Source organism: Pseudomonas atacamensis (genome assembly GCF_017167965.1).
GTDB classification, from domain to species: Bacteria; Pseudomonadota; Gammaproteobacteria; order Pseudomonadales; family Pseudomonadaceae; genus Aquipseudomonas; species Aquipseudomonas atacamensis.
The window spans coordinates 5,115,631-5,141,170 of record NZ_CP070503.1 but is presented as its reverse complement, the minus strand read 5'-3'; the positions used below and the strand labels follow the sequence as shown (position 1 = coordinate 5,141,170).

The window sequence follows — 25,540 nt, the reverse complement described above, 5'->3', positions numbered from 1 at the left end:
TCGTGGCTTTTGTCGGCTAGATCGCAGGTAAGTGTGATAGCGGCAACATCGGCGACGTTGGCGTCGAGAGAGGGTGTTGAAGGGGGATTTGGACCTTGAAGAGGCTGAATTGACGACGCGCTTGCAGGAGAGGCTGTTGAGATTCTTTGTCACCCTGTGAAGATCAACGAAATCACGCAATCCTGTGGGAGCGAGCTTGCTCGCGAAGGCATTTTCACAGTCGACATCGTTGTTGACCGACATTTCGCTTTCGCGAGCAAGCTCGCTCCCACAGGGTCTGTAATTTAGGCGACGACGGTCTCAGCCGGCGAGACGATACTGGTCTTCATCCCCCGCGAACGTCCCGAGCTGAGGTATGCCGCGATCGATTCCTGCGTCACTTCACCGAGGAATACCCGTTCGGCATCCATCACCGGCAGCCAGGCGCGGTTGAATTCGTACATGCGCGACAACAGGATGCGCAGGTGCTCGTCGTACGCCGCCGTGGCGTTGAACTCACGCAGGAATTGCGCGCAGGTGCCGGTCTGGCGATGCAGGTCGCGACGGCGCACGTAACCCAGCGCCTTGTTCTCGGCGCAGGTGACCACGACGTAGCGACGGTCATGCTCGTCCATCAATTCCAGCGCGTCGGCCACTGGCGTTTCCGGGCTCACCGACGGCGCGTTGTCCGCCGCGTCTTCGGCCTTCACCAGCAACAGGCGTTTGAGGGTGCTGTCCTGGCCGACGAAGTTGCTGACGAAGTCATCCGCCGGATGCGCCAGCAGGGTGTCCGGGTGGTCGATCTGCAGCAGCTTGCCGGCGCGGAAAATGGCGATCTTGTCGCCCAGCTTGATCGCTTCGTCGATGTCGTGGCTGACCATGATCACGGTCTTGTTCAGCGCGCGCTGCATCTCGAAGAATTCGTTCTGGATCATCTCGCGGTTGATCGGGTCGACCGCGCCGAAGGGCTCGTCCATCAACAGCAGCGGGGCGTCAGCCGCAAGCGCACGAATCACGCCGATACGCTGTTGCTGACCACCGGACAATTCACGCGGGTAGCGATGCAGATACTGCTTGGGCTCAAGCTTGATCATGCTCATCAGTTCGCGGGCGCGGTCGTGGCATTTCTGTTTGTCCCAGCCGAGCAGTTTCGGCACCACGACGATGTTCTCTTCGATGGTCATGTTCGGGAACAGACCGATCTGCTGAATCACGTAGCCGATGTTGCGGCGCAGGGTCACTTCGTCGAGATCGGTGGTGTCTTCGCCGTTGATCAGGATCTTGCCCGAGGTCGGTTTGATCAGGCGGTTGATCATTTTCAGCGTGGTGCTTTTGCCGCAACCCGATGGCCCGAGGAACACGCAGATCTCGCCTTCATTGACGGTCAGGCTTACCGAGTCCACGGCTTTGACATCTTTGCCGTTGCTTTGGAAAGTTTTGCTGAGGTTTTGAAGTTCGATCATTTGAGGAGTCCTTTTGGAGTCAACGAGCGTTGCAGCCATTGGAGAAACAGGTCGGCGAAAATCGCCAGAAGACTGACCAGCAGCGCGCCGACAATAAGCATCGACATGTCACTGCGGCTGATGGAGGCGAGGATCAACACACCGAGGCCGCCGGCGCCGATGGTCGCGGCGATGGTCATTACGCCGATGTTCATCACCACGGCGGTGCGCACGCCAGCAAGAATCACCGGCACCGCGATCGGCAGTTCGACCATGCGCAGGCGCTGGCCGAAGGTCATGCCGATGCCGCGCGCGGCTTCGCGGATGCCCGGCTCGACGCCGGTGAGGGCGAGGTAGGTGTTGCGCATGATCGGCAGCAGTGAATAAAGGAACACGGCAGTGATCGCTGGCAGTGGCCCGAGGCCCTGGCCGAACTTGGAGTAGAACGGCAGCAGCAGACCGAACAGGGCAATCGACGGCACGGTCAGCAGCACCGTGGCGCTGGCTTGCAGCGGGCCGGCCAGGGTGGGAAAACGCGTCATCAGGATGCCCAGCGGCACGCCGATGACGATCGCCAGGGTCACGGCGGTGCCGACCAGAGTGATGTGCTGCCAGGTCAGGTGCATCACCTGCTGCCAGTCGAGATGGGAAAAGGCGTTCAGGAATTCCATGACTTCTCCTCTCTTAATTCAATGGGTGCTGGCGCAGGAAATCGGCGGCAACGGACGATGGGCTCTCGTGGTCGACGTCGACCCGCGCGTTGAGCTGGCGCATGGTTTCGTCGTCGAACAGTTCGGCCAGCGGCTTGAGTTGTTCGGCCAGTTTCGGGTTGGCATCCAGTGTGGCCTGACGCACCACGGGAGCGGCGGTGTAGTCGGGGAAGTAATGCTTGTCGTCTTCCAGCAATTTCAGGCCGAAGGCGTTGAGACGGCCATCGGTGGTGTAGACCAGACCGGCAAACACCTGACCGTTGCGTAGCGCGGTGTAGACCAGGCCGGCGTCCATCTGGCGGATGTTCTTGCGGGTCAGGTTCATGTCGTAGAGCTTGACCATGCCGTCGAGACCGTCGGAGCGGTTGGCGAACTCTGTATCCAGCGCCACCAGGTGGTTGGTCTTGGCCTCGGCGCGCAGCACTTCGTTGAGCTGGCTGATATTGCCGATCTGCGGGTATTGCTCGGCGACTTTTTTCGGCAAAGCGAGGGCATAGGTGTTGCTGAATTTCGACGGCGTCAGCCAGACCAGGCCTTTTTTCGCGTCGAGTTCTTTGACCCGGGCGTAGGATTGCGCGCTGTCGAGTTTCTCTGTGACGTGGTTGTAGGCCACCAGCGACACGCCGGTGTATTCCCAGAGCAGGTCCAATTGGCCACTTTCGTGGGCGCTGCGCGCGAGGTTGCTGCCCAGACCGCCGGTGATCTGCGCGTCGTAGCCTTTGCTGCGCAGGTATTGCGCGGTGATTTCGGCGAGCAGGGTCTGCTCTGTGAAGACCCGGGCGCCGAGGCGGATGACCGGTTTTTCAGCGGCTTGCGCGATTCCTGCGAACAGCAGGACGCAGCCTAAGATCAAGCTAAGTCGTTTCATAAATATTCCTTCGCAAAGCCTTAAGACGGGCGCAAACCGCGTTCCAGCCAGAGACGGCTGGCGAGGGTGACGACGCCATCGAGCAGCAAGGCCAACAGCGCGGTGCACGCGGCGCCGAGCAGCAGTTGCGGCTGATTGTTCAGGGCGATGCCGGGGAAGATCAGGCTGCCGAGGCTGTTGGCGCCGATCAGGAACGCCAGCGGCGCGGTGCCGACGTTGATTGCCAGCGCGACACGCACACCACCGACGATGATCGGCACGGCGTTGGGCAATTCGACTTTCCACAGCACTTGGCGCGGGGTCATGCCGATGCCGACAGCCGCTTCTTTCAGCGAGCCCTGGACGTTTTTCAGGCCTTCATAGGTGTTGCGCACGATCGGCAACAGTGAGGCGAGGAACAGCGCGAAGATTGCCGGCCCACTGCCGATGCCGAGGATGCCCAGCGCGATCGCGAGCACGGCCAGCGGTGGCACGGTGTTGCCGATATTGAATATCTGCATGAAGCGTTCGGCGCGGCCGACCATGCTCGGGCGGCTGAGGAAGATACCGGCGGGGATGCCCACGACAAGGGCGGCCAGCATGGAAGCGAGGACGAGAATCAGATGAGCTTGCAGGTAAAACAACAAATCGTCGCGGTAGTGTTCGATCGTGTTGATGCCGATCCAGTGGACCAGCAGGGCCAGGAGCGCGATCACCACCGCACCTCCCATCAGCCCTTTGCCATAGCGGATAGCCACAGGCGGACTCCTTTTTTTGTAGTCGGCGAGCGCTGCTCCGCGTGGCAAGCCATTCCTGGCTGCCGGAGTCAGCGTTCGCGAAAAGTAGCCGTTTTCCAGCACCGGCCAAGCGGTGCGAAAGCGAGCCATGAGCGCAGCCTCGTCAGGCTAACTTGCTGATTTTTCAGCCCCTGACGAAAGTTCGTAACAGGGGATGGACGTCTCCGTGCTTTAAAAGGTTCCCATCTGCGGCAGCATTTGGCCACCCTTAATGTGCTCAACGGTTCGGTTATTGCAGCGAGTTGGGCTATAATCGCGGCCCTTTTTTGAATCACCGCCAGGCGATTTCCCATGACCCAACAGGCCGCCGAAGTCGCGAAACGCCGCACTTTCGCCATTATTTCCCACCCCGATGCCGGTAAAACCACGATCACCGAAAAGCTCCTGTTGATGGGCAAGGCGATTGCAGTGGCCGGTACGGTGAAATCCCGTAAATCCGATCGCCATGCGACATCCGACTGGATGGAGATGGAGAAACAGCGGGGTATTTCCATTACCACGTCGGTCATGCAGTTCCCCTATCGCGAACACATGATCAACCTGCTCGACACTCCGGGCCACGAAGACTTCTCCGAAGACACCTACCGCACCCTGACAGCGGTGGACTCGGCATTGATGGTGCTCGACGGCGGTAAGGGTGTTGAGCCTCGGACCATTGCGCTGATGGACGTCTGCCGTCTGCGTGACACGCCGATCGTCAGCTTCATCAACAAGCTCGACCGTGACATCCGCGACCCGATCGAACTGCTCGACGAGATCGAAGCCGTTCTGAAAATCAAGGCTGCGCCGATCACCTGGCCGATCGGTTGCTACCGGGATTTCAAGGGCGTGTATCACCTGGCCGACGACTACATCATCGTCTACACCGCCGGTCACGGTCACGAGCGCACCGAAACCAAGATCATCGAGAAACTCGACTCCGACGAGGCGCGCGCGCACCTGGGCGACGAGTACGAGCGCTTCATCGAACAGCTGGAACTGGTGCAGGGCGCCTGTCACGAATTCAACCAGCAGGAATTCCTCGACGGCCAGTTGACCCCGGTGTTCTTCGGTACTGCACTGGGCAACTTCGGTGTCGACCACGTGCTCGATGCTGTCGTCGATTGGGCGCCGCGTCCGCTGGCCCGTGTGGCCAACGAGCGCACCGTCGAGCCGGTCGAAGAGAAGTTCTCGGGCTTCATCTTCAAGATCCAGGCGAACATGGACCCGAAACACCGCGACCGCATCGCCTTCATGCGTATCTGCTCGGGCAAGTACGAAAAAGGCATGAAGATGCGCCACGTGCGTACCGGCAAGGACGTGCGCATCGGCGACGCCCTGACGTTCTTCTCCTCCGAGCGTGAGCAACTGGAAGAGGCCTACGCCGGCGACATCATCGGTCTGCACAACCACGGCACGATCCAGATCGGCGACACCTTCAGCGAAGGCGAAGTCCTCGGTTTCACCGGTATTCCGCACTTCGCCCCGGAACTGTTCCGTCGCGTGCGTCTGCGTGATCCGCTGAAATCCAAGCAGTTGCGTCAGGGCTTGCAGCAGTTGGCGGAAGAGGGCGCGACGCAGGTGTTCTTCCCCGAGCGCAGCAACGACATCATTCTCGGCGCCGTCGGTGTGCTGCAGTTCGATGTGGTCGCCAGCCGTTTGAAAGAGGAATACAAGGTCGAGTGCTCGTATGAGCCGATCACCGTGTATTCGGCGCGCTGGATCGAGTGTGACGACAAGAAGAAGCTTGAGGAATTTTCCAACAAGGCGGTGGAGAACCTCGCGCTGGATGGCGGTGGTCACCTGACTTACCTGGCGCCGACGCGGGTGAATCTGGCGTTGATGGAAGAGCGCTGGCCGGATGTGAAGTTCCGCGCGACGCGGGAGCATCATTAAGGTTTGAGGTGTTTTTCTGAAAGCCCCTGAGGTGTAGGCCTTGGGGGCTTTTTTATGGGCTGCCGGTTTTGGTCTTGGCGGCCGTTGGGCCGACCAGGCTGTTGGGGTTTTGGGTGAATATCCGTTGCTGCGGGTGCTGCGGCTGGCGGTTTCGCCCTTACGGCGAGTCACCTTTTTCAAACGCCGGAGTGCCGGCCCAGCAAAAAGGTAACCGAAAAGGCTTGCTCCTACGTTCGGCCCTCGCAGGCTCGGGTTCCTTCGCTCCGGGATCGATCCGGGCGCAGCGGCTACGGTTTGCTTCGCTGCACCTCCTTCCGCTGTGTTCGACTTCGTCGAACGGTCGCTACGCTCCCACCCCCGGATCAATCCCTCCACTCAGCCTTCCGACGTCGCCGGTGGATCAAGATCAAGAGCACTCGAGCTTGCGCTCATTGTTGAGTGGTGCGGCTTCGCCGCGGGCAGCTGCGCTGCTTTGCTTTTCTGTGGGAGCGAGCCTGCTCGCGATGGCGGCCTGACAGCCGACCTGTTTCTTGAGGTCGTCCCCAATCCAATTGTGGGAGCGAGCTTGCTCGCGAAAGCGGCCTGATAGCCGGCCTGTTTCTGAGGAGGTACGCGGTCAAATTGTAGGAGTGAGCCTGCTCGCGAAGGCAATCTGCGAGCCGACGATTTTCTGTTTGATGCACTCAATCCAATTCGGTTGTTGAAGACTGCGAGCCTGAAAAGCAAGGTCAAAAGTTCTCAGCCTGCGACATTTCCTACAGCGTGTTGTAGGGCGGATCCTTTTTTCCGTGTTTTGGATGTGCTGGTATGCGACAACCGCCATGTTGACCGGTAGTGTTCCAGTCCCTGCAAGTCGTTTGAAGAGGTCAATGGAGTGACGAGTCGGCTGAATCCCCTGTTGCTTCTTAAAGGCTATTTCACCCCCATGGCCTGGGTCCTCGCGGCGCTGTTGTTCATCAACCGCCTCAGCGCCATGGTCAAGCTGTTCATGGCGCTGTACCTGCGTCAGGAGCTGGGCCTGGCGATTGAAACCGTGGGTTGGTTGCTTTCAGCCTATGGCGCCGGGTTGCTGGTCGGTTCGATGCTCGGTGGTTGGCTCAGTGATCATGTGCGCACGGCGCGGCTGACGGCGGCGCTGTTTTTCGTTTCGGTGTGGGTGTTGATGCTGTTGGGGCTGGTGACGCAGGTGCCTTGGCTCGCCGGTTTGCTATTGCTTAGCGGTGTCATCGATGGGGCGATTCGGACGTTGCATCAGCGGCTGATCATGGAGTATTGCGAAGTCGCGCAACGTTCCCGTGCGCAGGCTCTGAGTCGGGTGGCGCGTAATCTGGGCATGGCCGCTGCCGGGGTGGCCGGTGGGGTGTTGGCGCAGGCGGATTTTCGTTGGGTGTTTTTTGTCAGTGCGGCGATGACGATGCTGGCGTTGCTGTGGTTCGTGCGTACGACGTGGCGGCGGCCGGTGCTGGTGGTTGAAGACGAATCGATCGATGGCTCAAGCCTGCCGTATCGCGACAAGCCGTTCCTCTGGCTGCTCGCGGCGACGGCCGTGCTCGGCATTGCGTTCGACACGGTCTACAGCACACTGGGCAATTATCTGCGTGATTACTACCACCTGAGCACCGAAGCGATCGGCTGGCAGTTCGGGCTCAATGCGCTGTTGGTGATCGCTTTGCAAATCCCGCTGTCGCACTCGGTCGAGCGTTGGGGCTCGCGTTGGCAAATGCTCGTCGGCAGTGTGCTGTTGGCCTGCGGATTGGGCATGTTGCCGTTCGGTTCCGGCTTGGCTTTTGTCTGTCTGTCGACGCTGATGTGGACGCTGGGCGAGGCGCTGTTCATGCCGCCGTTGAATGTACTGGCGATGCAGTTTGCCCAGAGCGGCAAGAGCGGTCAGTACTTCGGGCTGTTCTTCATGAGCTGGAGCGCCAGCGCGTTGTTGTCGCCGGTGCTCAGCGGTCAGCTGTATGGCCAGTTTGGCGGGCACAGTGTCTGGCTGATGAGCGCACTGCTGGTGCTGATCTCCATTCCACTGACCTGGCAGGCTACGCGCGGCGCTTAGCTGATTCGGTTATCAGGGTTATTCGAAAGCAATCTGGCGGTCGATGGCATTTCTGCCTGCGCGGTCGCGTCCTAAGTGGTGAGCCGGTCGGATCGCAACTAGATTTCACATCGAGCCAGTCCGGCAAGCATGTCTTAGCGCAACAGGATGGAGTCGGCCATGAAAAGCAGATTGCTACGGGTTTTGATGTTGTTGAAAGTGATGGTGATGCTGTCCCTCGGCACCGCAACGGCGTGGGCCGAGTGCGAGGATCACGAATCTCAGGCGTTTAACGGCCAGGTAGGGCATAGCGGCCTGATGCTGGCCAAGTCCGAGTCGGAACCGGGGGATATGAATCAGGGTGGCAGCGCCGATGACGACGACTCGACCACGGACGATCCGGATACCGATGACCCGGATGACGAAGGCGATAGCCAGACATAGATCGCCGGGCAAAGAAAAACCCCTTCGGCCTCGACTGATGCGCAATCGAGGTGGAAGGGGTTTTGTTATCGCATGAATTCCTGAATCAACACGAACTCCCTGTGGGAGCGAGCCTGCTCGCGAAAGCGTCATTTCAGTCGACAATGTTGGTGACTGTTACACCGCATTCGCGAGCAGGCTCGCTCCCACATGAGATATTTCGTGGGCCTACGCCGCGCCGTCGAGAAACTGCTCGGCGTAGTGGCAAGCCACCTGCCGATTATCCAGTTCACGCAGCAGCGGCTCTTCCGTGGTGCAACGCTCGGTGGCGTACGGGCAGCGCTTGTGGAAAGCACAGCCCGGTGGCGGGTTCAGCGGGTTGGGCAGTTCGCCGACGATCTTGATTTTCGGCTTGTTCGGGTCCGGGTGAATCGTCGGGGTCGCCGATAGCAGGGCCTGGGTGTACGGGTGCAGTGGGCGTTCGTAGATGTCGTTTTTCGGGCCCAGTTCCACCGGGCGGCCGAGGTACATCACCATCACGTCATCAGCCACGTGCTGCACCACCGCGAGGTTGTGCGAGATGAACACGTAGGCGGTGTTGAACTCCTGCTGCAAATCCATGAACAGGTTCAGCACCTGGGCCTGAATCGACACGTCCAGCGCCGAAGTCGGTTCGTCCGCGACCAGCACTTTCGGTTGCAGCATCATTGCCCGCGCCAGAGCGATACGCTGGCGCTGACCGCCGGAGAACATGTGCGGATAGCGCTGGTAATGCTCAGGGCGCAAGCCGACCTGCTTCATCATCGCCTGGACTTTCTCGCGACGCTCGGTGGCTGACAACTTGGTGTTGATCAGCAGCGGCTCGGCCAGTTGATCACCGATTTTCTGCCGTGGGTTCAACGACGCGTACGGGCTCTGAAACACCATCTGCACGTCTTTGCGCAGTTGCTTGCGCTCGGCCTTGTCGGCGCCGGCAACTTCCTGACCGGCGATCTGCAGCGAGCCCGACGACGGCTCTTCGATCAGCGTCAGGGCGCGGGCGAGAGTGGATTTGCCACAGCCGGATTCGCCTACCACGGCAAGAGTCTTGCCGGCTTCCAGTTCGAAAGACACGCCGTTGAGCGCGCGTACGGTGGCGTGGCCCTTGAACAGGCCACGGGAGACTTCGTAGTGACGGGTCAGGTCGCGGGCGGTAAGTACGACGGCCATTACGCCACCTCCTGGTTCAGCGGGTAGAAGCAGCGGGCGAGGCTGTTGGCTTTCGGATCAAGGCCCGGACGCTGGGTGCGGCAGTTGTCCTGCACGTACGGGCAGCGCGGCGACAGCAGGCAACCCTGCGGACGGTCATAACGGCCCGGGACGATGCCCGGCAGAGTCGACAGACGTGAGGCGCCGAGGCTGTGCTCGGGAATCGCCTTGAGCAGCGCTTCGCTGTACGGGTGCGCCGGGATGTCGAACAGTTGCGGCACCTGACCGACTTCCACAGCTTGACCGGCGTACATCACGCAGACGCGCTGGGCGGTTTCCGCCACGACCGCGAGGTCGTGGGTGATCAGCACCAGGCCCATGTTCTGCTCTTTCTGCAACGCCAGCAGCAGATCCATGATCTGCGCCTGAATCGTCACGTCCAGCGCGGTGGTCGGTTCGTCGGCGATCAACAGTTTCGGCTCGCCGGCAATCGCCATGGCGATCGCGACGCGCTGGCTCATACCGCCAGACAGTTGATGCGGGTAGGCGTCCATGCGGCTGGCGGCGCCCGGGATCTCGACTTTTTCCAGCAGTTCGATGGCACGCTTGCGCGCTTGCTTGCCGGACATTTTCAGGTGCAGGCGCAGCACTTCCTCGATCTGGAAACCGACGGTGTAGCTCGGGTTCAGCGCGGTCATCGGGTCCTGGAAGACCATCGACAGGTCTTTGCCGACGATCTGCCGACGCTGGCGGTTGCTGAGTTTGAGCATGTCCTTGCCGTCGAAGCTGAGCGAGTCAGCGGTGACGATGCCGGGATGCTCGATCAGGCCCATCAGCGCCATCATGGTCACGGATTTACCCGAACCCGACTCGCCAACGATGGCCAGCACTTCGCCTTTGTCGACTTTCAGGTCGAGGCCGTCGACCACCGGGGTCGCGGTCTTGTCGCCGAAGCGGACGTTGAGATTCTTGATTTCTAGCAGTGACATTTGAATCTCCTCAGGCGGCGTTCTTGAGTTTCGGGTCCAGCGCATCGCGCAGGCCGTCGCCCATCAAGTTGATTGCCAGCACGCTGAGCAAAATGGTCAGACCAGGCAGACTTACCACCCACCAGGCGCGTTCGATGTAGTCGCGGGCCGAGGCCAGCATGGTGCCCCACTCAGGGGTTGGCGGTTGTACGCCGAGGCCGAGGAAGCCCAGTGCAGCGGCATCGAGAATCGCCGAGGAGAAGCTCAGGGTCGCCTGCACGATCAGCGGCGCCATGCAGTTGGGCAGCACGGTGATGAACATCAGGCGCGGCAGACCGGCACCGGCCAGACGCGCGGCGGTGACGTAGTCGCGGTTCAGTTCGCCCATGACGGCGGCACGGGTCAGACGCACGTAGGACGGCAGGGAAACCACAGCAATCGCGATCACGGTGTTGATCAGGCCAGGGCCGAGGATGGCGACGATCGCCACGGCCAGCAGCAGCGACGGCAGGGCGAGCATGATGTCCATCAGACGCATGATGGTCGGGCCGACCACTTTCGGGAAGAAACCGGCAAACAGACCCAGCAGGATCCCCGGAATCAGCGACATCACCACCGACGACAAGCCGATCAGCAACGACAGGCGCGAACCCTGGATCAGACGCGACAGCAGGTCACGGCCGAGTTCATCGGTGCCGAGCAGGAACTGCATCTGCCCGCCTTCGAGCCACGCCGGCGGCGTCAGCAGGAAGTCACGGTATTGCTCGCTCGGATTATGCGGCGCGACCCACGGCGCGAAGATCGCGCAGAAGATGATCAGCAGCATGAACAGCAGGCCGGCAACGGCGCCCTTGTTCTTCGAGAACGCTTGCCAGAATTCTTTGTACGGCGATGGGTACAGCAGGCTTTGATCCACGGCGGACGTGGCGGTGGCTACTGAGGATGTTGGAGTGCTCATGGGTATTGACCTCAGCGCTGATGACGGATGCGTGGGTTGGCAAAGCCGTAGAGGATGTCCACCACGAAGTTGACCAGAATCACCAGGCAGGCGATTAACAGGATGCCGTTTTGCACCACCGGATAGTCCCGGGCGCCGATGGCTTCGATCAGCCATTTACCGATGCCGGGCCAGGAGAAGATGGTTTCGGTCAGGACCGCACCGGCCAGCAGCGTGCCGACCTGCAGGCCGACTACGGTCAGCACCGGAATCAGCGCATTGCGCAGACCGTGCACGAACACCACGCGCGACGGCGACAGGCCTTTGGCCTTGGCGGTGCGGATGTAGTCTTCGCGCAGCACTTCGAGCATCGACGAACGGGTCATCCGCGCGATTACCGCCAGCGGAATGGTACCGAGCACGATGGCCGGCAGGATCAGGTGATGCAGGGCGTCGAAGAACGCGCCGACGTCATCGGCCAGCAGCGTGTCGATCAGCATGAAGCCGGTTTTCGGCTCGATGTCATACAGCAGGTCGATGCGCCCGGAGACCGGGGTCCAGCCCAGGCTCACCGAGAAGAACATGATCAGGATCAGGCCCCACCAGAAGATCGGCATCGAATAGCCCGCGAGGGAGATGCCCATCACCCCGTGGTCGAACAGCGATCCTCGTTTGAGTGCCGCGATCACCCCGGCCAGAAGCCCGAGGATGCCAGCGAACAGCAGGGCGGCCATGGACAGTTCCAGAGTCGCCGGGAAAAGAGAGGTGAACTCGGTCCACACACTTTCACGGGTACGCAACGACTCACCGAGATCGCCCTGGGCCAGTTTGCCGATGTAATCCAGATACTGGGCATACAGCGGCTTGTTCAGCCCCAGGCGTTCCATTGCCTGAGCGTGCATTTCGGGGTCGACCCGACGTTCGCCCATCATCACTTCCACGGGGTCGCCCGGAATCATGCGAATCAACGCGAAAGTCAGCAAGGTGATGCCGAAAAACGTGGGGATCAACAACCCCAGTCGGCGCGCAATAAAACTAAACATCTTGTGTGGTACCTCATCAGCCGGTTAGGCGTGTCCGGCGTCCCTCAGGTAAGGGACGCCGGGCGTTTCTTATCTACTTCACCTGGGTGGTGGCGAAGTTATTAGTGGTGAGAGGGCTGATGTGGTAGCCCTCTACATTGTTGCGCATTGCAGTGAACATCCGAGTATGGGCCATGCTGATCCATGGCTGGTCCTGATTAAACAGCACTTGGGCCTGTTCGTAGAGCGCGGCGCGTTCGGCCGGATCTACTTTAGCCCGCGCTTCATCCAGCAGTGCCTGGAATTTCTCGTTGCACCAGCGTGCGTAGTTTTCGCCGTTCTTGGCGGCCTCGCAACTGAGCATAGGCGTCAGGAAGTTATCCGGGTCGCCGTTGTCGCCCGCCCATCCGGCCGAGACCATGTCGTGCTCGCCGGCCTTGGCGCGCTTGAGCATCTCGCCCCATTCCATCACGCGGATGTCGATCTTGATCCCGACTTTCGCCAGGTCAGCCTGCATCATTTGCGCGCCGAGCATCGGGTTGGGGTTGGTCGGACCGCCGCCGTTACGGGTGAACAGGGTGAAGGTAGTGCCTTCCGGAACCCCGGCTTCCTTGAGCAGGGCACGTGCCTTGTCGAGGTCGCGTGGCGGGTTCTTCAGGTCATGGTTGTAGCCGAGCAAGGTCGGCGGGTACGGGTTGACCGCTACCGAAGCGTTGCCTTTGCCGAACAGCGCGTTGACGTAGGCTTCCTTGTCGAACGCGATGTCGATGGCTTTGCGCACGCGCACGTCGCTCATGTACTTGTGCTGGGTGTTCATGGCGATGTACGAAACGGTCATCGCGTCCAGCTCGTCGACTTTCAGCTTGCTGTCTTTCTTGATGCTCGGGATGTCATCCGGTTTCGGATACAGCGCGATCTGGCACTCGTTGGCCTTGAGCTTTTGCAGGCGCACGTTGTTGTCGGTGGCGATCGCCAGGATCAACGCGTCGGCCGGTGGCTTGCCACGGAAGTAATCCGGGTTGGCCTTGAAACGCACCTGCGCATCCTTGGCGTAACGCTGGAAGATGAACGGGCCGGTGCCGATCGGCTTGTTGTTCAGATCGCCAGTCTTGTTGGCCTTGAGCAACTGGTCGGCGTATTCGGCCGGGTAGATCGACGAGAACGCCATGGCGATGTCAGCCAGGAACGGCGCTTCGCGACGGGTCAGGGTGAACTTGACCGTATTGTCGTCGACTTTTTCTACGCTTTTGAGCAGTTCCTTGAAGCCCATGCTTTCAAAGTAGGGGAAGCCCACGCTCGACAGTTTGTGCCACGGGTGATTCGGGTCCAGTTGACGCTGGAAGCTCCAGACCACGTCGTCGGCGTTCATGTCGCGGGTCGGCTTGAAATATTCGGTGGTGTGAAACTTGACGCCTTTGCGCAGGTGGAACGTGTAGGTCAGGCCGTCCTCGCTGATGTCCCACGACTCGGCAAGTGCCGGGATCACTTCAGTGGTGCCGGGCTTGAAATCGGCCAGGCGGTTGAAGATGGTTTCGGCCACAGCGTCCGCCGTGACTGCAGTTGTGTACTGGACCATATCGAAGCCTTCCGGGCTGGCTTCGGTGCAGACCACCAAGGGTTTGGCCGAGGCGCCAACGGCGACACTCAGCAACGCAGCCGCGATGGCCGCACGTAGGGGAAGCATTTTCATCGATAACCCTCTGCAATCGGTTGAAGACAGAAAACCGAACGGCCGACTCATCATGAGTCAGCCGTCGGTTGGCGTTTTTACAGAATGTTGAACGGGATGGTGGTTACGAGACGGAACTCGTTGATGCTGCCGTCAGCCTGGTTTTCGCTGGCACGGTGAGCGGTGTAAGTGCCGCGAATGGTCGTGGCCTTGAGCGGGCCGCTCTGTACTGCGTAGGTTGCACCTACGCCGTATTCATAGTGGTGCTCGCCATCCATCGCCTGCACGCCATCGTAGCCGCCACCCTTGTAGTGAGTGCCGTCGATGCCCCAGCCGCGTGCCTGGTAGATGTTGAATTTCAGGCCTGGTACACCGTACTCAGCCATGTTGAGACCGTAGGAAACCTGGAAGGACTTCTCGTTCGGGCCGTTGAAGTCCGAGAGCAGGGAGTTGGCCAGGTAGATACCGTTGGTTTCGTGCAAGTAGTCGAAGTACTCGTTACCGTTCACTTCCTGGTACGAGAATGTCACGGTGTGGGCCTGATGAGTCAGGCCAAACGACAGCGAGTAGGTGTCGTTGTCGATGTCGCCGAGCAGTTTTTTGCCTTCGTCGACGGTCTTGTAGTAGTTCAGACCGGTGGTCAGGCTCAGTACCGAGCTGTCACCCAAAACGTGGGTAGCGCCGAAGTAGTACTGGTTCCACAGGTCCTCGGCCTGGGTGCCCCACAGGCTGGTGGTCAGGCTGGCGAACGGCTGGTAGGAAATACCGGCGGTGTTGACGTGATCGGCTTCAGCGTTGATGTCACCGTATTCGGAGCGGAACTTGCTCAGGCTTTCTTCGGTACGTGGCGAAACGCGGTCGAAGGTTGCGACGTCGAACGCCAGGTTGTTCAGCTCTTCGCTGTGGATCGCGATACCTTCGAAGCTCGATGGCAGCGGACGGTTACCGATCACGTCGACTTGCGGGCTGCTGAAGTTCATGCGGCCGGCGGTCAGGGTGGTGTTGGAGATGCGCGCCTTGACGTTGGCCAGGCCCAGCTTGCTCCACTGGCCGACAGCGTCACCGCCTTCGCGGGTCAAGGTCCGGTTGTTGCCTGGGCCTGGGCGAGTGCCTGGAGCGCCGCCGTTGTTTGCGGCGAGGTTCTCGCGGTCGCGCTCAAGGGCGATCGCGTTGTAAGCAGCCACTTCGGTGCTGAAGCCGACAGTACCTTCGGTGAAGCCCGAGTTGTACTTGATGATCGTGCCTTGGACCCAGTTGATCCGGCGATCGGTTTCGGTGGACTGGCCATTCTTGCGGTAAGCGAACTTGCCGCCACGCTTGAGTTGTTCGTTGGCGTACCAGTTACGGGTCGAACCGCTGATCGATTGCCCTTCGAGGAAGCCGGTGGCTTCGGCCTGGGCGCTCTTCTCGTTGACGGTCACCGGAGTGAACGCCTGGCTCTGGGTTTCCGCATAAGCCGTGGCGGTGATGCTGCTGATGGCCAGGGCCAGTATCGCGGTGCTGCTCAGTTTCATGGGTGAAGCTCCTTTACTTTCTTTTTATCCCGGCTTTTTTTGGTATGCCGGTTATTGGTTTAGAACTCGTTCACACATCGCAAACGTTTGCAATAAGCCGGATTGGCGAATTTAGGCAAAGCGCTTGCGTGAGGGGAGTAGACGGCTCCCCTCAGCATTGCGGCTAATCGGTTGGTTTAATCGATACTGACACCCGAGAACACGTTGCGGCCGAACGGGCTGACTTTGAACCCTTCGACCCGGGTGCTTAACGGCTGGTTGACCGTCGAGTGGGCGACAGGCGTGATCGGCACTTGCTGTTTAAGCAATTGCTGGGCCTGTTTATAAAGCACGGTGCGCTGGTCGCGGTCGGTGACGACCTTGGCCTGTTTGATCAGCTTGTCGTACGCCGGATCGCACCACATGGAGTAGTTGTTGCCACCGATGGCGTCGCAGCTGTACAGCGTGCCCAGCCAGTTGTCCGGGTCCCCGTTGTCACCGGTCCAGCCGATCAGGCTGACGTCGTGCTCGCCGTTCTTGGTGCGCTTGATGTACTCGCCCCATTCGTAGCTGACGATCTTCACTTTCAGGCCGATCTTGGCCCAGTCGGACTGGAGCATTTCGGCCATCAGCTTGGCGTTCGGGTTGTATGGACGCTGCACCGGCATCGCCCACAGGGTGATCTCGGTGCCTTCTTTCACGCCGGCGGCCTTGAGCAGTTCCTTGGCTTTTTCCGGGTTGTAGGCAGCGTCCTTGATGGTGTCGTCGTAGGACCACTGGGTCGGTGGCATGGCGTTGACGGCCAGTTGGCCTGCGCCTTGATAAACAGCGTTGAGAATTCCCTGTTTATTCACCGCCATGTCCAGCGCCTGACGCACTTCCAGTTGATCGAATGGCTTGTGGCGCACGTTGTAGGCGATGTAGCCGAGGTTGAAGCCCGGCTTGGAAATCAGTTGCAGTTTCGGGTCGGCCTTCAGTGCTTCAACATCGGCAGGGCGCGGGTGCAGGGTGATCTGGCACTCGTTGGCCTTGAGCTTCTGCACGCGTACCGAAGCGTCGGTGTTGATCGCAAAAATCAGGTTCTTCAGCTTGACCCGGCTCGGATCCCAGTACTGCGGGTTGCCGGTATAGCGGATGTTCGAGTCTTTCTGGTAGCTCTTGAATACGAACGGCCCGGTGCCGATCGGCTTCTGGTTGATGTCGCTCGGCTTGCCGTCGGCCAGCAGCTTGTCGGCGTATTCGGCAGACAGAATCGAAGCGAAGCTCATCGCGATGTTCTGGATGAACGCCGCATCGACGCTGTTGAGCGTGAACTCCACGGTCAGCGGCCCGGTCTTCTCGACCTTGGCGATGTTCTTGTTCAGGCTCATCCCGTTGAAGTACGGAAACTCGGTGGGGTAGGCCTTGCGGAACGGTTGTTGCGCATCGAGCATGCGAGTGAACGTGAACACGACATCGTCAGCGTTGAAATCGCGGCTCGGCTTGAAGTAAGGGGTTGTATGAAATTTCACGCCTTCACGCAGGTGAAAGGTGTATTTCAGGCCATCTTCGGAAATGTCCCACTTGGTCGCCAGGCCCGGTACGACATTGGTCGCGCCTTTTTCGAACTCGACGAGGCGGTTGTACAGCGGCTCGGCGGCGTCGTTGTCGGTGGCCGTCGTGTATTGCGCGGTATCGAAACCCGCCGGGCTGCCTTCCGAGCAAAACACCAGGCTGTCGCTGGCGGCGTAGCTTGCAGACGTGGCGGCCAACAGGCCGGCGCCCAACAGTGCGGAAAAAATCAAGGTATGGCGCATGACGCTCCCTCTTTTTAGTGTTGTGCAATGCGTCAGGGTCCCTATCCCGGGACTTTCTGGTCGCATTGAGCTCAATCCAATACGTACGGCAAAACCGGTGGCCCACGCAGACACTGGTCAGTACGCGACGGTAGGCACCGTGCCTCTGGCAGTAAATACGTAATTGCCTTAATGCTCGTAGGAAAAGTCGACGCGCCTATACCGAAGCAATCATCTGCGGCGGATTTGGGTGTAGGCCTTTTCCTTTTTTCCGGTAGATAAAGCAACGGCGACGTCAGAAACGCCGCCGTTGCAATGTCTTACTTGCTGACGCTGACGCCGTAGAAGGAATTCAGGCCAAATGGGCTGATCTTGAAATCCTGCACGTTGGCGCGCATGGGTTGATACACCGTCGAGTGAGCGATAGGTGTCATTGGAACTGCATCTTTGAGGACGTGTTGCGCCTGTTTGTACAGCTCGGTGCGCTTGCCCTGGTCGGTAGTGCGTTTGGCTTCTTTCACCAGGCCGTCGAACTTCTTGTCGCACCACTTGGAGAAGTTGTTGCCGCTCAGCGAGTCGCAGCCGAACAGAACGTTGAGCCAGTTGTCCGGATCACCATTGTCACCGCTCCAGCCAATGATCATGGCCTGGTTCTCGCCACCTTTGGAGCGCTTGATGTACTCGCCCCACTCGTAGCTGGTGATCTTCACTTTCAAGCCGATCTTGGCCCAGTCGGACTGGAGCATTTCAGCCATCAGTTTGGCGTTCGGGTTGTACGGACGCTGAACCGGCATCGCCCACAGGACGATCTCGGTACCTTCCTTGACGCCGGCTTCCTTGAGCAGCTGTTTGGCTTTCTCAGGATCGTACTTGGCATCCTTGATGGTGGTGTCGTAGGACCACTGGGTCGGCGGCATGGCGTTGACCGCCAGTTGCCCCGCGCCCTGGTAAACCGAATCGATGATCTGCGGCTTGTTCACGGCCATGTCCAGTGCCTGGCGCACGCGCAGGTCAGCCAGTGGGTTGGCCTCGTTGCTGCCCTTGACCTTGTCCATCACGTTGTAAGCGATGTAGCCGAGGTTGAAGCCGGCCTGATCCGGCATCTTCAGCGACTTGTCTTCTTTCAGCGCTTTCAGATCGGCCGGACGCGGGAACAGGGTGACCTGGCACTCGTTCTTCTTCAGCTTCTGGATACGCACCGATGGGTCGGTAGTGATGGCGAAGATCAGGTTGTCGATCTTCACGTCTTCAGGTTTCCAGTAATCCTTGTTGCCGGTGTAACGGATGTTCGAGTCTTTCTGGTAGCTCTTGAACACGAACGGGCCGGTGCCGATCGGCTTCTGGTTGATGTCGGCGGCTTTGCCATCCTTGAGCAGTTGGGCCGCGTATTCGGCGGACTGCACGGACGCGAAGCTCATGGCCATGTTCTGGATGAACGCGGCATCGACTTCTTTCAGAGTGAACTTGACGGTGTGGTCGTCGACTTTATCGATCTTGGTGATGTTGGTGTCCATCCCCATGTCGGTGAAGTACGGGAATTCGGTCGGGTACGCCTTACGGAACGGGTCGTCCTTGTTGATCATGCGGTTGAACGTAAACAGCACGTCGTCGGCGTTGAATTCACGAGTCGGCTTGAAATACGGGGTGGTGTGGAACTTGACGCCTTCGCGCAGGTGGAAGGTGTAAGTCAGGCCATCATCGGAAATGTCCCACTTGGTCGCCAGGCCAGGAATCACGGCGGTGCCGCCGCGCTCGAACTGGGTCAGGCGGTTGAACATGGTTTCGGCTGAGGCGTCGAAGTCGGTTCCGGTGGTGTACTGGCCTGGATCAAAACCGGCCGGGCTCCCTTCGGAGCAGAACACCAGGTTAGTCGCAGCGGTGGCGAAAGGTGCGGAGGCTAACAAGCCTGCGCCGACTAGAAACGGAATGACCGCGTGTTTAAGCATGTTGGCCTCATGATTTGTTGTCATTTTTTAGTTGTGAGGTACGACCTCGTGAGTCGTGCCTGCGGATACTTATGCAGGCCCCATACCCAATGCAAGATCCAGAGCGGTCGGCGGCGTTAAACGGTGGCACGAACGTACCTTAATGTCGCATCCGTATAACTTTTGACGCATTTGACCGTTTTCGGGTGGTTTTTGCGGTGCATTCTGGGCACTGAAATGGTGCGCCGGTCTTGTTCTGTGCGCTTGGTTGGGGCTTGGTGTTACTTATTTATACCCTTGGGGATGGGCAGGGTTGAGGGGTTTTTGGGGTGGGCTTGGGTGGGGTGAATTGGGGCAGGGATTGGGGAGTTTTACTTGGTGCAACTGGGGTGTTTCGATTGGTGGCACCTTGGCGGCCTTTGGGCCGACCAGGCTCTTGGGTTTTGGGTGTATATCCGTTTCTGCGAGTGTTGCGGATTGCGGTTCCGCCCTTACGGCGGGTCACCTTTTTCAAACGCCGGAGTGCCGGCCCAGCAAAAAGGTAACCGAAAAGGCTTGCTCCTACGTTCGGCCCTCGCAGGCTCGGGTTCCTTCGCTCCAGGACTGATCCGGGTGCAGCGGCTACGGTTTGCTTCGCTGCACCTCCTTCCGCTGTGTTCGACTTCGTCGAACGGTCGCTGCGCTCCCACGCCCGGATCAATCCCTCCACTCAGCCTTCCGACGTCGCCGGTGGATCAAGATCAAAAGCGGTACTCGAGCTTGCGCTCATTGTGGAGTGGGGCGGCTTCGCCGCGGGCAGCTGCGCTGCTTTGCCTTGGCTTTTGTAGGAGTGAGCCTGCTCGCGATGCGGCACGTCCAGGCCCCCGAGGACTTGAGTTTGTTTAATTCCGATGCCAAATAACCCGAACCTTCCCACAAGGTTTTCAGGTTGTCCGTCGGACGTCCGCTCTCTAGGCTTGGGTCGTCGCTGGTTGTTCAGCGATCGGGTGTGAGAACCCGACATTCATAGTCATTCAGTGCCCAGATCCGCATAATTGCCGCCAGCAAGTTTGCTGCCTGCAAGTGCGTTATGGCGGCTCTGTGCGGGCGGGCTTATGTCCGGCCGGGTGCCTATGACCGGTTTTCTCACCCCGCACAAAGCTGCCACCTCTTCGCCGTGTGAGAAACGGCATCGAGATGGCTCAACCTCATAGGTGAAGCGCATGACCAAACCAGTCCCCGACCCACCCGAAGAAACCTCAACCCCCCTTGAAGCCGCGCTGCGCGCCGACGATCTCGCGAAGAACCGCGAAGCCATCAAGCGTGCCCTCGATTTCTACCTCTGCCCTGCACCCAGCAAACCCCATCCACCCAGCACGATGTTTCTGATCCAGCCCGACATCGACACCGAAAGTCTGCTGGCTCATGCCTGTGAATCCCTCGCGTCAGCCAACACCCTGGCCAGCGATTTCGCCGATCAGCTCGGCCGTCCCCAGCGCAATACGGCGCTGGCGATTCAGCAGATCATCATGCTGGCGGAGCTGGCGGTGAATCGGGCGCTGGATCGGGTTGATCCGCGTACGTAATCAGTCAGGGCCACCGCGTTATCGTTTTTCGCGGGCAAGCCCGCTCCCACAGGGTTATATGCAATTTTCAAAACACTACAAAACCTGTGGGAGCTGGCTTGCCAGCGAAAGCGGTGGATCATTCACTACAAAACCCGGGCACAAAAAAACCGGCAACCATTTACTGATTGCCGGTCCTTCATTCAGCCAAGCTTAAATCACTGCATCAACACTTCAATCGAGCCATCGGCGGTCATGCTGACCTGGCTGGTGCCGGCTTCAACTTCAGGCGTCACCGGCGCGGAATCCATGGCTGCGGCTTTCATCATCATGGGCGCGCGCAGGTACGGTTGTGGGTATCCGTTGCTGTTGAGGTTCAGGTTGACGATTTTATAACCCTTGCCGCCCAGGGCGTCGGTGGCCAGTTGGGCGCGGGTCTTGAAGGCGGTGACCGCTTCTTTGAGCAACTGGTCTTCGCTGGCCTTGCGGGTCGGGTCGGCGATGGCGAAGTCCATGCCGCCCATTTTCAGCTCGGTCAGCAACTCGCCGGTGAGTTTGGACAGGGCGGCGAAGTCGGTGCTTTCCAGGCGCAGTTCGGCGCGTTCGCGCCAGCCGGTGATCTTCTGGCCTTTGGTGTCGTAGATCGGATAGCTGTTGCGGCTGCCCGTGCGCAGGGTGATGTCTTTGACTTGTTTGGCCTGGGCGGTGGCCTTGTTCATGGTAGTGCTGATGGCGGCGGCGAGTTTGGCCGGGTCGGTGTTCTGCTCTTCGGTGTAGAGCGTCACGATCATCTGGTCGCGGGCCACTTCCTGGCTGACTTCGGCGCGCAGGGAAATCTGGTTGTAGTGCAGCTCATCGGCGGCCAGCGCCGGGAGGCTGGCGACGCTGCCGACGGTCAGGGCGAGGAGGGCGGCGCTGCGGCGAAATGTGTGCATGAAGGCTCCTTGAATGAGGCGCAGAGGGCGCTGCGTGAGCCATCAGACTCTATAAAGCAGCTGCAAGTTGCAAGCTTCAAGCTGCAAGTAAAGGCAAGAGCAAGAACTGCGGCGCTTTTGATCTTGCTTGCCGCTGGAAGCTTGCAACTTGCAGCTGCTCTCCTGTGGTCGTTTGCCGCACTTTCGCCTCTGAACCCCGCGCCTTGGTTATACTCCGTGCGATCCGCCTGGAGCGCTCATCAGGAGAGCTCATGCTCGCCCCCGTACAACTGACTTCCGCCACTCGCCAGAACCTCTGGCGGCTGACTTTCATCCGCACCCTGGTGCTCGCCGCGCAGGCCGGGTCCGTGGGCCTGGCCTACTGGCTGCAATTGTTGCCTTTGCCCTGGGTGCAATTGGCGATGACCCTGGGCTGTTCGATTCTGCTCTGCGTGTTCACTGCCGTGCGCCTGCGCACATCGTGGCCGGTGACCGAGCTTGAGTACGCGCTGCAACTGGCCTGCGATCTGGTGATTCACAGTGCGCTGCTGTATTTCTCCGGCGGTTCGACCAACCCGTTCGTTTCCTATTATCTGGTGCCGCTGACGATCGCGGCGGTGACCTTGCCGTGGCGTTATTCGGTGATTCTGTCCGGCATCGCGCTGGCGCTGTACACGCTGATGCTGACGCGTTTCTATCCGCTGGAAACCCTGCCGGTCGCCCGTGAGAATCTGCAGATTTACGGCATGTGGCTGAGCTTTGCCCTGGCTGCTGCGGTGATCACCTTCTTCGCCGCGCGGATGGCTGAAGAGTTGCGCCGGCAGGAAGAGTTGCGCGCGATTCGCCGGGAGGAGGGGCTGCGTGATCAGCAGTTGCTCGCCGTCGCGACCCAGGCCGCCGGTGCTGCGCATGAATTGGGCACACCGCTGGCGACCATGAGCGTGCTGCTCAAGGAAATGCAGCAGGATCACCCCGATGCGTTGCTGCAGGACGATCTGAAAGTGCTGCAGGATCAGGTCAAGCTGTGCAAGGAAACCTTGCAGCAACTGGTCCGCGCCGCCGAGGCCAACCGGCGTCTGGCGGTGGAGATGCAGGACGTCACCGACTGGCTCGACGAGGCGTTGAACCGTTGGCACCTGATGCGCCCGGAAGCCAGTTACCGCTTCCAGCGTCTCGGCCAGGGTGCGGTGCCGCGCATGGCGCCGCCGCCGGATCTGACCCAGGCTTTGCTGAATCTGCTCAACAACGCAGCCGACGCCTGCCCGGAAAATCTCCAGGTGACGCTGGACTGGGACGCAGAGACTTTGACCATCAGCATTCGCGACCACGGCGCCGGTGTGCCGCTGGCCATCGCCGAGCAGATCGGCAAACCGTTTTTTACCACCAAGGGCAAAGGTTTCGGCCTGGGCCTGTTTTTGAGCAAGGCCAGCGTGACACGCGCCGGCGGCTCAGTGAAACTCTATAGTCATGAGGAAGGCGGCACGCTCACCGAGCTGCGCCTGCCCCACGGCGCCCGAGGAGACCAACATGAGTGACGAAATCCAAGTCGAAGGCGAAGAACTGCCGCATCTGCTGCTGGTCGACGACGACGCGACCTTCACCCGCGTCATGGCCCGCGCCATGGCCCGCCGCGGCTTTCGCGTCAGCACTGCCGGTTCTGCGGAAGAAGGCCTGACCATCGCCCAGGCCGATCTGCCTGATTACGCCGCGCTGGACCTGAAAATGGACGGCGATTCCGGTCTGGTCCTGCTGCCCAAGCTGCTGGAGCTCGATCCGGAAATGCGCGTGGTGATCCTCACCGGTTATTCGAGCATTGCCACAGCGGTGGAGGCGATCAAGCGTGGCGCCTGCAACTACCTGTGCAAACCCGCTGATGCCGACGACGTGCTGGCCGCGCTGCTGTCCGAGCATGCCGACCTCGACAGTCTGGTGCCGGAAAACCCGATGTCGGTCGATCGTCTGCAATGGGAGCACATCCAGCGCGTGCTCACCGAGCACGAAGGCAACATTTCCGCCACGGCCCGCGCGCTGGGCATGCACCGCCGCACCTTGCAGCGCAAATTGCAGAAGCGTCCGGTTCGTCGCTGAACCTGCGCTGAACGACTATCGCCAGCCCTCGCGATAAATCGCGCCGATCATCTATGATCGGCGCGTGTCCGTTCTTTTTACTATCGAGCCTTATCCATGAATCAGAACGCTGAATATTCCGCGGTCAACGATGCTGTGCGCGGGCAGTTTTTTCGCAAAGTCTGGGCGATGACCACGCCTTACTGGCGCAGCGAAGAGAAGGGCAAGGCCTGGACGTTGCTGATTGCCGTAATTGCGCTGACGCTGTTCAGCGTAGCGATCTCGGTGTGGATCAACAGTTGGTACAAGGATTTCTACAACGCTTTGCAGAGAAAGGATGAAGCCGCGTTCTGGCAGCTGATCCTGTATTTCTGCGGCATCGCGACTGTGGCGATTCTCGGCGCGGTGTATCGCTTGTATCTGACGCAGATGCTGACGATCCGCTGGCGGGCGTGGCTTACCGAAAAGCACTTCAAGCGCTGGCTAGACCACAAGAATTACTATCAGCTGGAGCAGGGCGGTTATACCGATAACCCCGACCAGCGGATTTCCGAAGACCTCAACACTTACACCGCCAACACCCTGAGCCTGGGCCTCGGGCTGCTGCGCACGATTGTCAGTCTGGTGTCGTTCTCGATCATTCTGTGGGGCGTGTCGGGCAGTATCGAAGTGTTCGGCATCGAAATTCCCGGCTACATGTTCTGGTGTGCGCTGTTGTATGCAGCGGTCGGCAGTTGGCTGACGCATTTGATCGGTCGCCGTCTGATCGGTCTGAACAACAAGCAACAACGCTTCGAAGCAGACCTGCGTTTTTCCATGGTCCGCGTGCGTGAGAACGCGGAAAGCATCGCCTTGTACAACGGCGAACCGAATGAGAACCGCCGCCTGAGCAACCGCTTCGGGCTGGTCTGGCACAATTTCTGGGACATCATGCGCGTGTCCAAGCGCCTGACGTTCTTCACCTCCGGTTACGGTCAGATCGCAATCATTTTCCCGTTTGTCGTCGCCGCGCCGCGCTATCTGTCCGGCAAGATCGAACTTGGCGAGCTGATGCAAATCAACTCGGCGTTCGGCAACGTGCAGGAGAATTTCAGCTGGTTCATCACTGCGTATTCGGACTTGGCCGCTTGGCGCGCCACCTGTGATCGTCTGCTGAGTTTCCGTCAGGCCATGAGCGACAACGAACAACGCACCCCGGCCATCGACGTGCAGAATCAGGGCAGCGACTTGCAGGTGCACAACCTCGGCCTGGATCTGGCCGATGGTCGTCACCTGCTGACCGACGCCGACATGACCGTTGAGCCGGGTGAGCGCGTGATGCTCAGCGGCCGTTCCGGCAGCGGAAAGTCGACACTGCTGCGGGCGATGGGGCATTTGTGGCCGGCGGGGCACGGCAATATTCGTTTGCCGGCGGCGCGTTATCTGTTCCTGCCGCAGAAGCCTTATCTGCCGATCGGCACATTGCGTGAAGCGCTGAGTTATCCACAGCCGGGCGATACCTACGCGCCGGAGCGTTATGCACAGGTGCTGGAAACCTGTCGTCTGCCGCACTTGGTTGGGCGGCTGGATGAAGCCAATCACTGGCAGCGCATGCTTTCACCGGGCGAGCAACAACGCCTGGCCTTCGCCCGCGCGCTCCTTTATGCACCGCAATGGCTGTACATGGACGAGGCTACATCGGCGATGGATGAAGAGGACGAGGCGACCTTGTATCAGGCGTTGATCGACGAGAATCCAGGGCTGAGCATTGTCAGCGTCGGTCACCGAAGCAGTTTGAAACGATTCCATCCACGGCATGTGCGGATCGACAGCGGTCGTCTGGTCGAACAGGCCATAACTGTCTGAACACTCACCTGTGGGAGCGAGCCTGCTCGCGAAGGGGCCATCTTGGTCGACGAATCTGTCGTCTGAACCACCGCTTTCGCGAGCA

General features: G+C 59.8%; 20 protein-coding genes. 7 read left to right on the top strand and 13 right to left on the bottom strand.

Features of this window, described 5'->3' with window-relative positions; all coding sequences use genetic code 11:
- Window positions 1–284 precede the first annotated feature (284 nt).
- From JWU58_RS23490 to JWU58_RS23475, 4 genes are read right to left on the bottom strand one after another with little or no spacing between them, the layout of a single operon-like run.
- Window positions 285–1,442 carry an osmoprotectant ABC transporter ATP-binding protein OsmV gene (locus tag JWU58_RS23490; protein WP_016771732.1) on the bottom strand — a complete coding sequence of 386 codons (1,158 nt, stop codon included), beginning with the start codon at window positions 1,440–1,442 and terminating at the stop codon, window positions 285–287.
- Window positions 1,439–2,092 (bottom strand): ABC transporter permease, encoded by a 654-nt coding sequence (locus JWU58_RS23485; protein WP_206421058.1) that lies wholly within the window; start codon window positions 2,090–2,092, stop codon window positions 1,439–1,441. The genes JWU58_RS23490 and JWU58_RS23485 overlap by 4 nt, the downstream gene beginning before the upstream one ends.
- Window positions 2,093–2,105: 13 nt before the next feature.
- Window positions 2,106–2,999: a glycine betaine ABC transporter substrate-binding protein gene (locus tag JWU58_RS23480; RefSeq protein WP_016771730.1), complete on the bottom strand. Its 894-nt coding sequence runs from the start codon at window positions 2,997–2,999 to the stop codon at window positions 2,106–2,108.
- A gap of 20 nt (window positions 3,000–3,019) precedes the next feature.
- Entirely contained in the window at window positions 3,020–3,709 is a 690-nt protein-coding gene (locus JWU58_RS23475) for an ABC transporter permease (RefSeq protein ID WP_166554532.1), read from the bottom strand.
- 357 nt (window positions 3,710–4,066) lie between these two features.
- Between JWU58_RS23475 and JWU58_RS23470 the strand changes: the two genes are divergently transcribed.
- From JWU58_RS23470 to JWU58_RS23460, 3 genes are all read left to right on the top strand, one after another.
- Window positions 4,067–5,650, top strand: coding sequence for a peptide chain release factor 3 (locus JWU58_RS23470; RefSeq protein WP_016771727.1), 1,584 nt, complete (start codon window positions 4,067–4,069; stop codon window positions 5,648–5,650).
- A gap of 925 nt (window positions 5,651–6,575) precedes the next feature.
- Window positions 6,576–7,706, top strand: a complete 1,131-nt coding sequence (locus JWU58_RS23465; protein ID WP_241196138.1) for an MFS transporter — start codon at window positions 6,576–6,578, stop codon at window positions 7,704–7,706.
- A gap of 159 nt (window positions 7,707–7,865) precedes the next feature.
- Complete coding sequence (locus JWU58_RS23460; RefSeq protein WP_071174375.1) at window positions 7,866–8,129, top strand: hypothetical protein; 264 nt, start codon at window positions 7,866–7,868, stop codon at window positions 8,127–8,129.
- Between the two features lie 207 nt (window positions 8,130–8,336).
- On the opposite strand, the gene JWU58_RS23455 is transcribed toward JWU58_RS23460, so the two are convergent.
- The 8 genes from JWU58_RS23455 to JWU58_RS23420 form a co-directional block, all read right to left on the bottom strand.
- Window positions 8,337–9,317 carry a peptide ABC transporter ATP-binding protein gene (locus JWU58_RS23455; RefSeq protein WP_016771723.1) on the bottom strand — a complete coding sequence of 327 codons (981 nt, stop codon included), beginning with the start codon at window positions 9,315–9,317 and terminating at the stop codon, window positions 8,337–8,339.
- Window positions 9,317–10,285, bottom strand: a complete 969-nt coding sequence (locus tag JWU58_RS23450; protein ID WP_016771722.1) for an ABC transporter ATP-binding protein — start codon at window positions 10,283–10,285, stop codon at window positions 9,317–9,319. Before JWU58_RS23450 ends, JWU58_RS23455 begins: the two co-directional genes overlap by 1 nt.
- Window positions 10,286–10,295: 10 nt before the next feature.
- Complete coding sequence (locus JWU58_RS23445) at window positions 10,296–11,222, bottom strand: ABC transporter permease subunit (protein WP_016771721.1); 927 nt, start codon at window positions 11,220–11,222, stop codon at window positions 10,296–10,298.
- Between the two features lie 11 nt (window positions 11,223–11,233).
- Window positions 11,234–12,244 (bottom strand): ABC transporter permease subunit, encoded by a 1,011-nt coding sequence (locus tag JWU58_RS23440; protein WP_016771720.1) that lies wholly within the window; start codon window positions 12,242–12,244, stop codon window positions 11,234–11,236.
- A gap of 73 nt (window positions 12,245–12,317) precedes the next feature.
- Entirely contained in the window at window positions 12,318–13,913 is a 1,596-nt protein-coding gene (locus JWU58_RS23435) for an ABC transporter substrate-binding protein (protein ID WP_073473823.1), read from the bottom strand.
- Window positions 13,914–13,990: 77 nt separating this feature from the next.
- Complete coding sequence (locus JWU58_RS23430; protein WP_206421056.1) at window positions 13,991–15,406, bottom strand: OprD family porin; 1,416 nt, start codon at window positions 15,404–15,406, stop codon at window positions 13,991–13,993.
- A 176-nt stretch (window positions 15,407–15,582) separates the two neighbouring features.
- Window positions 15,583–17,181, bottom strand: a complete 1,599-nt coding sequence (locus JWU58_RS23425) for an ABC transporter substrate-binding protein (protein ID WP_024011591.1) — start codon at window positions 17,179–17,181, stop codon at window positions 15,583–15,585.
- A gap of 299 nt (window positions 17,182–17,480) precedes the next feature.
- Window positions 17,481–19,106, bottom strand: a complete 1,626-nt coding sequence (locus tag JWU58_RS23420; RefSeq protein ID WP_016771716.1) for an ABC transporter substrate-binding protein — start codon at window positions 19,104–19,106, stop codon at window positions 17,481–17,483.
- 1,181 nt (window positions 19,107–20,287) lie between these two features.
- On the opposite strand from JWU58_RS23420, the gene JWU58_RS23415 reads away from it, so the two are divergent.
- Complete coding sequence (locus JWU58_RS23415) at window positions 20,288–20,650, top strand: DUF6124 family protein (protein ID WP_206421055.1); 363 nt, start codon at window positions 20,288–20,290, stop codon at window positions 20,648–20,650.
- A gap of 197 nt (window positions 20,651–20,847) precedes the next feature.
- Here JWU58_RS23415 and JWU58_RS23410 read toward each other — a convergent pair whose 3' ends face one another.
- Window positions 20,848–21,564 (bottom strand): SIMPL domain-containing protein, encoded by a 717-nt coding sequence (locus JWU58_RS23410; RefSeq protein WP_137215511.1) that lies wholly within the window; start codon window positions 21,562–21,564, stop codon window positions 20,848–20,850.
- A 251-nt stretch (window positions 21,565–21,815) separates the two neighbouring features.
- Between JWU58_RS23410 and JWU58_RS23405 the strand changes: the two genes are divergently transcribed.
- The 3 genes from JWU58_RS23405 to JWU58_RS23395 all read left to right on the top strand — a co-directional run bounded on the left by JWU58_RS23405 (window position 21,816) and on the right by JWU58_RS23395 (window position 25,455).
- On the top strand, window positions 21,816–23,078 hold the full coding sequence (locus JWU58_RS23405; protein ID WP_016771713.1) for an ATP-binding protein: 1,263 nt from the start codon (window positions 21,816–21,818) through the stop codon (window positions 23,076–23,078).
- On the top strand, window positions 23,071–23,631 hold the full coding sequence (locus JWU58_RS23400) for a response regulator transcription factor (RefSeq protein ID WP_003221630.1): 561 nt from the start codon (window positions 23,071–23,073) through the stop codon (window positions 23,629–23,631). Before JWU58_RS23405 ends, JWU58_RS23400 begins: the two co-directional genes overlap by 8 nt.
- Before the next feature lie 96 nt (window positions 23,632–23,727).
- Complete coding sequence (locus JWU58_RS23395; protein WP_016771712.1) at window positions 23,728–25,455, top strand: ABC transporter ATP-binding protein/permease; 1,728 nt, start codon at window positions 23,728–23,730, stop codon at window positions 25,453–25,455.
- The last annotated feature ends 85 nt before the right edge of the window (window positions 25,456–25,540 follow it).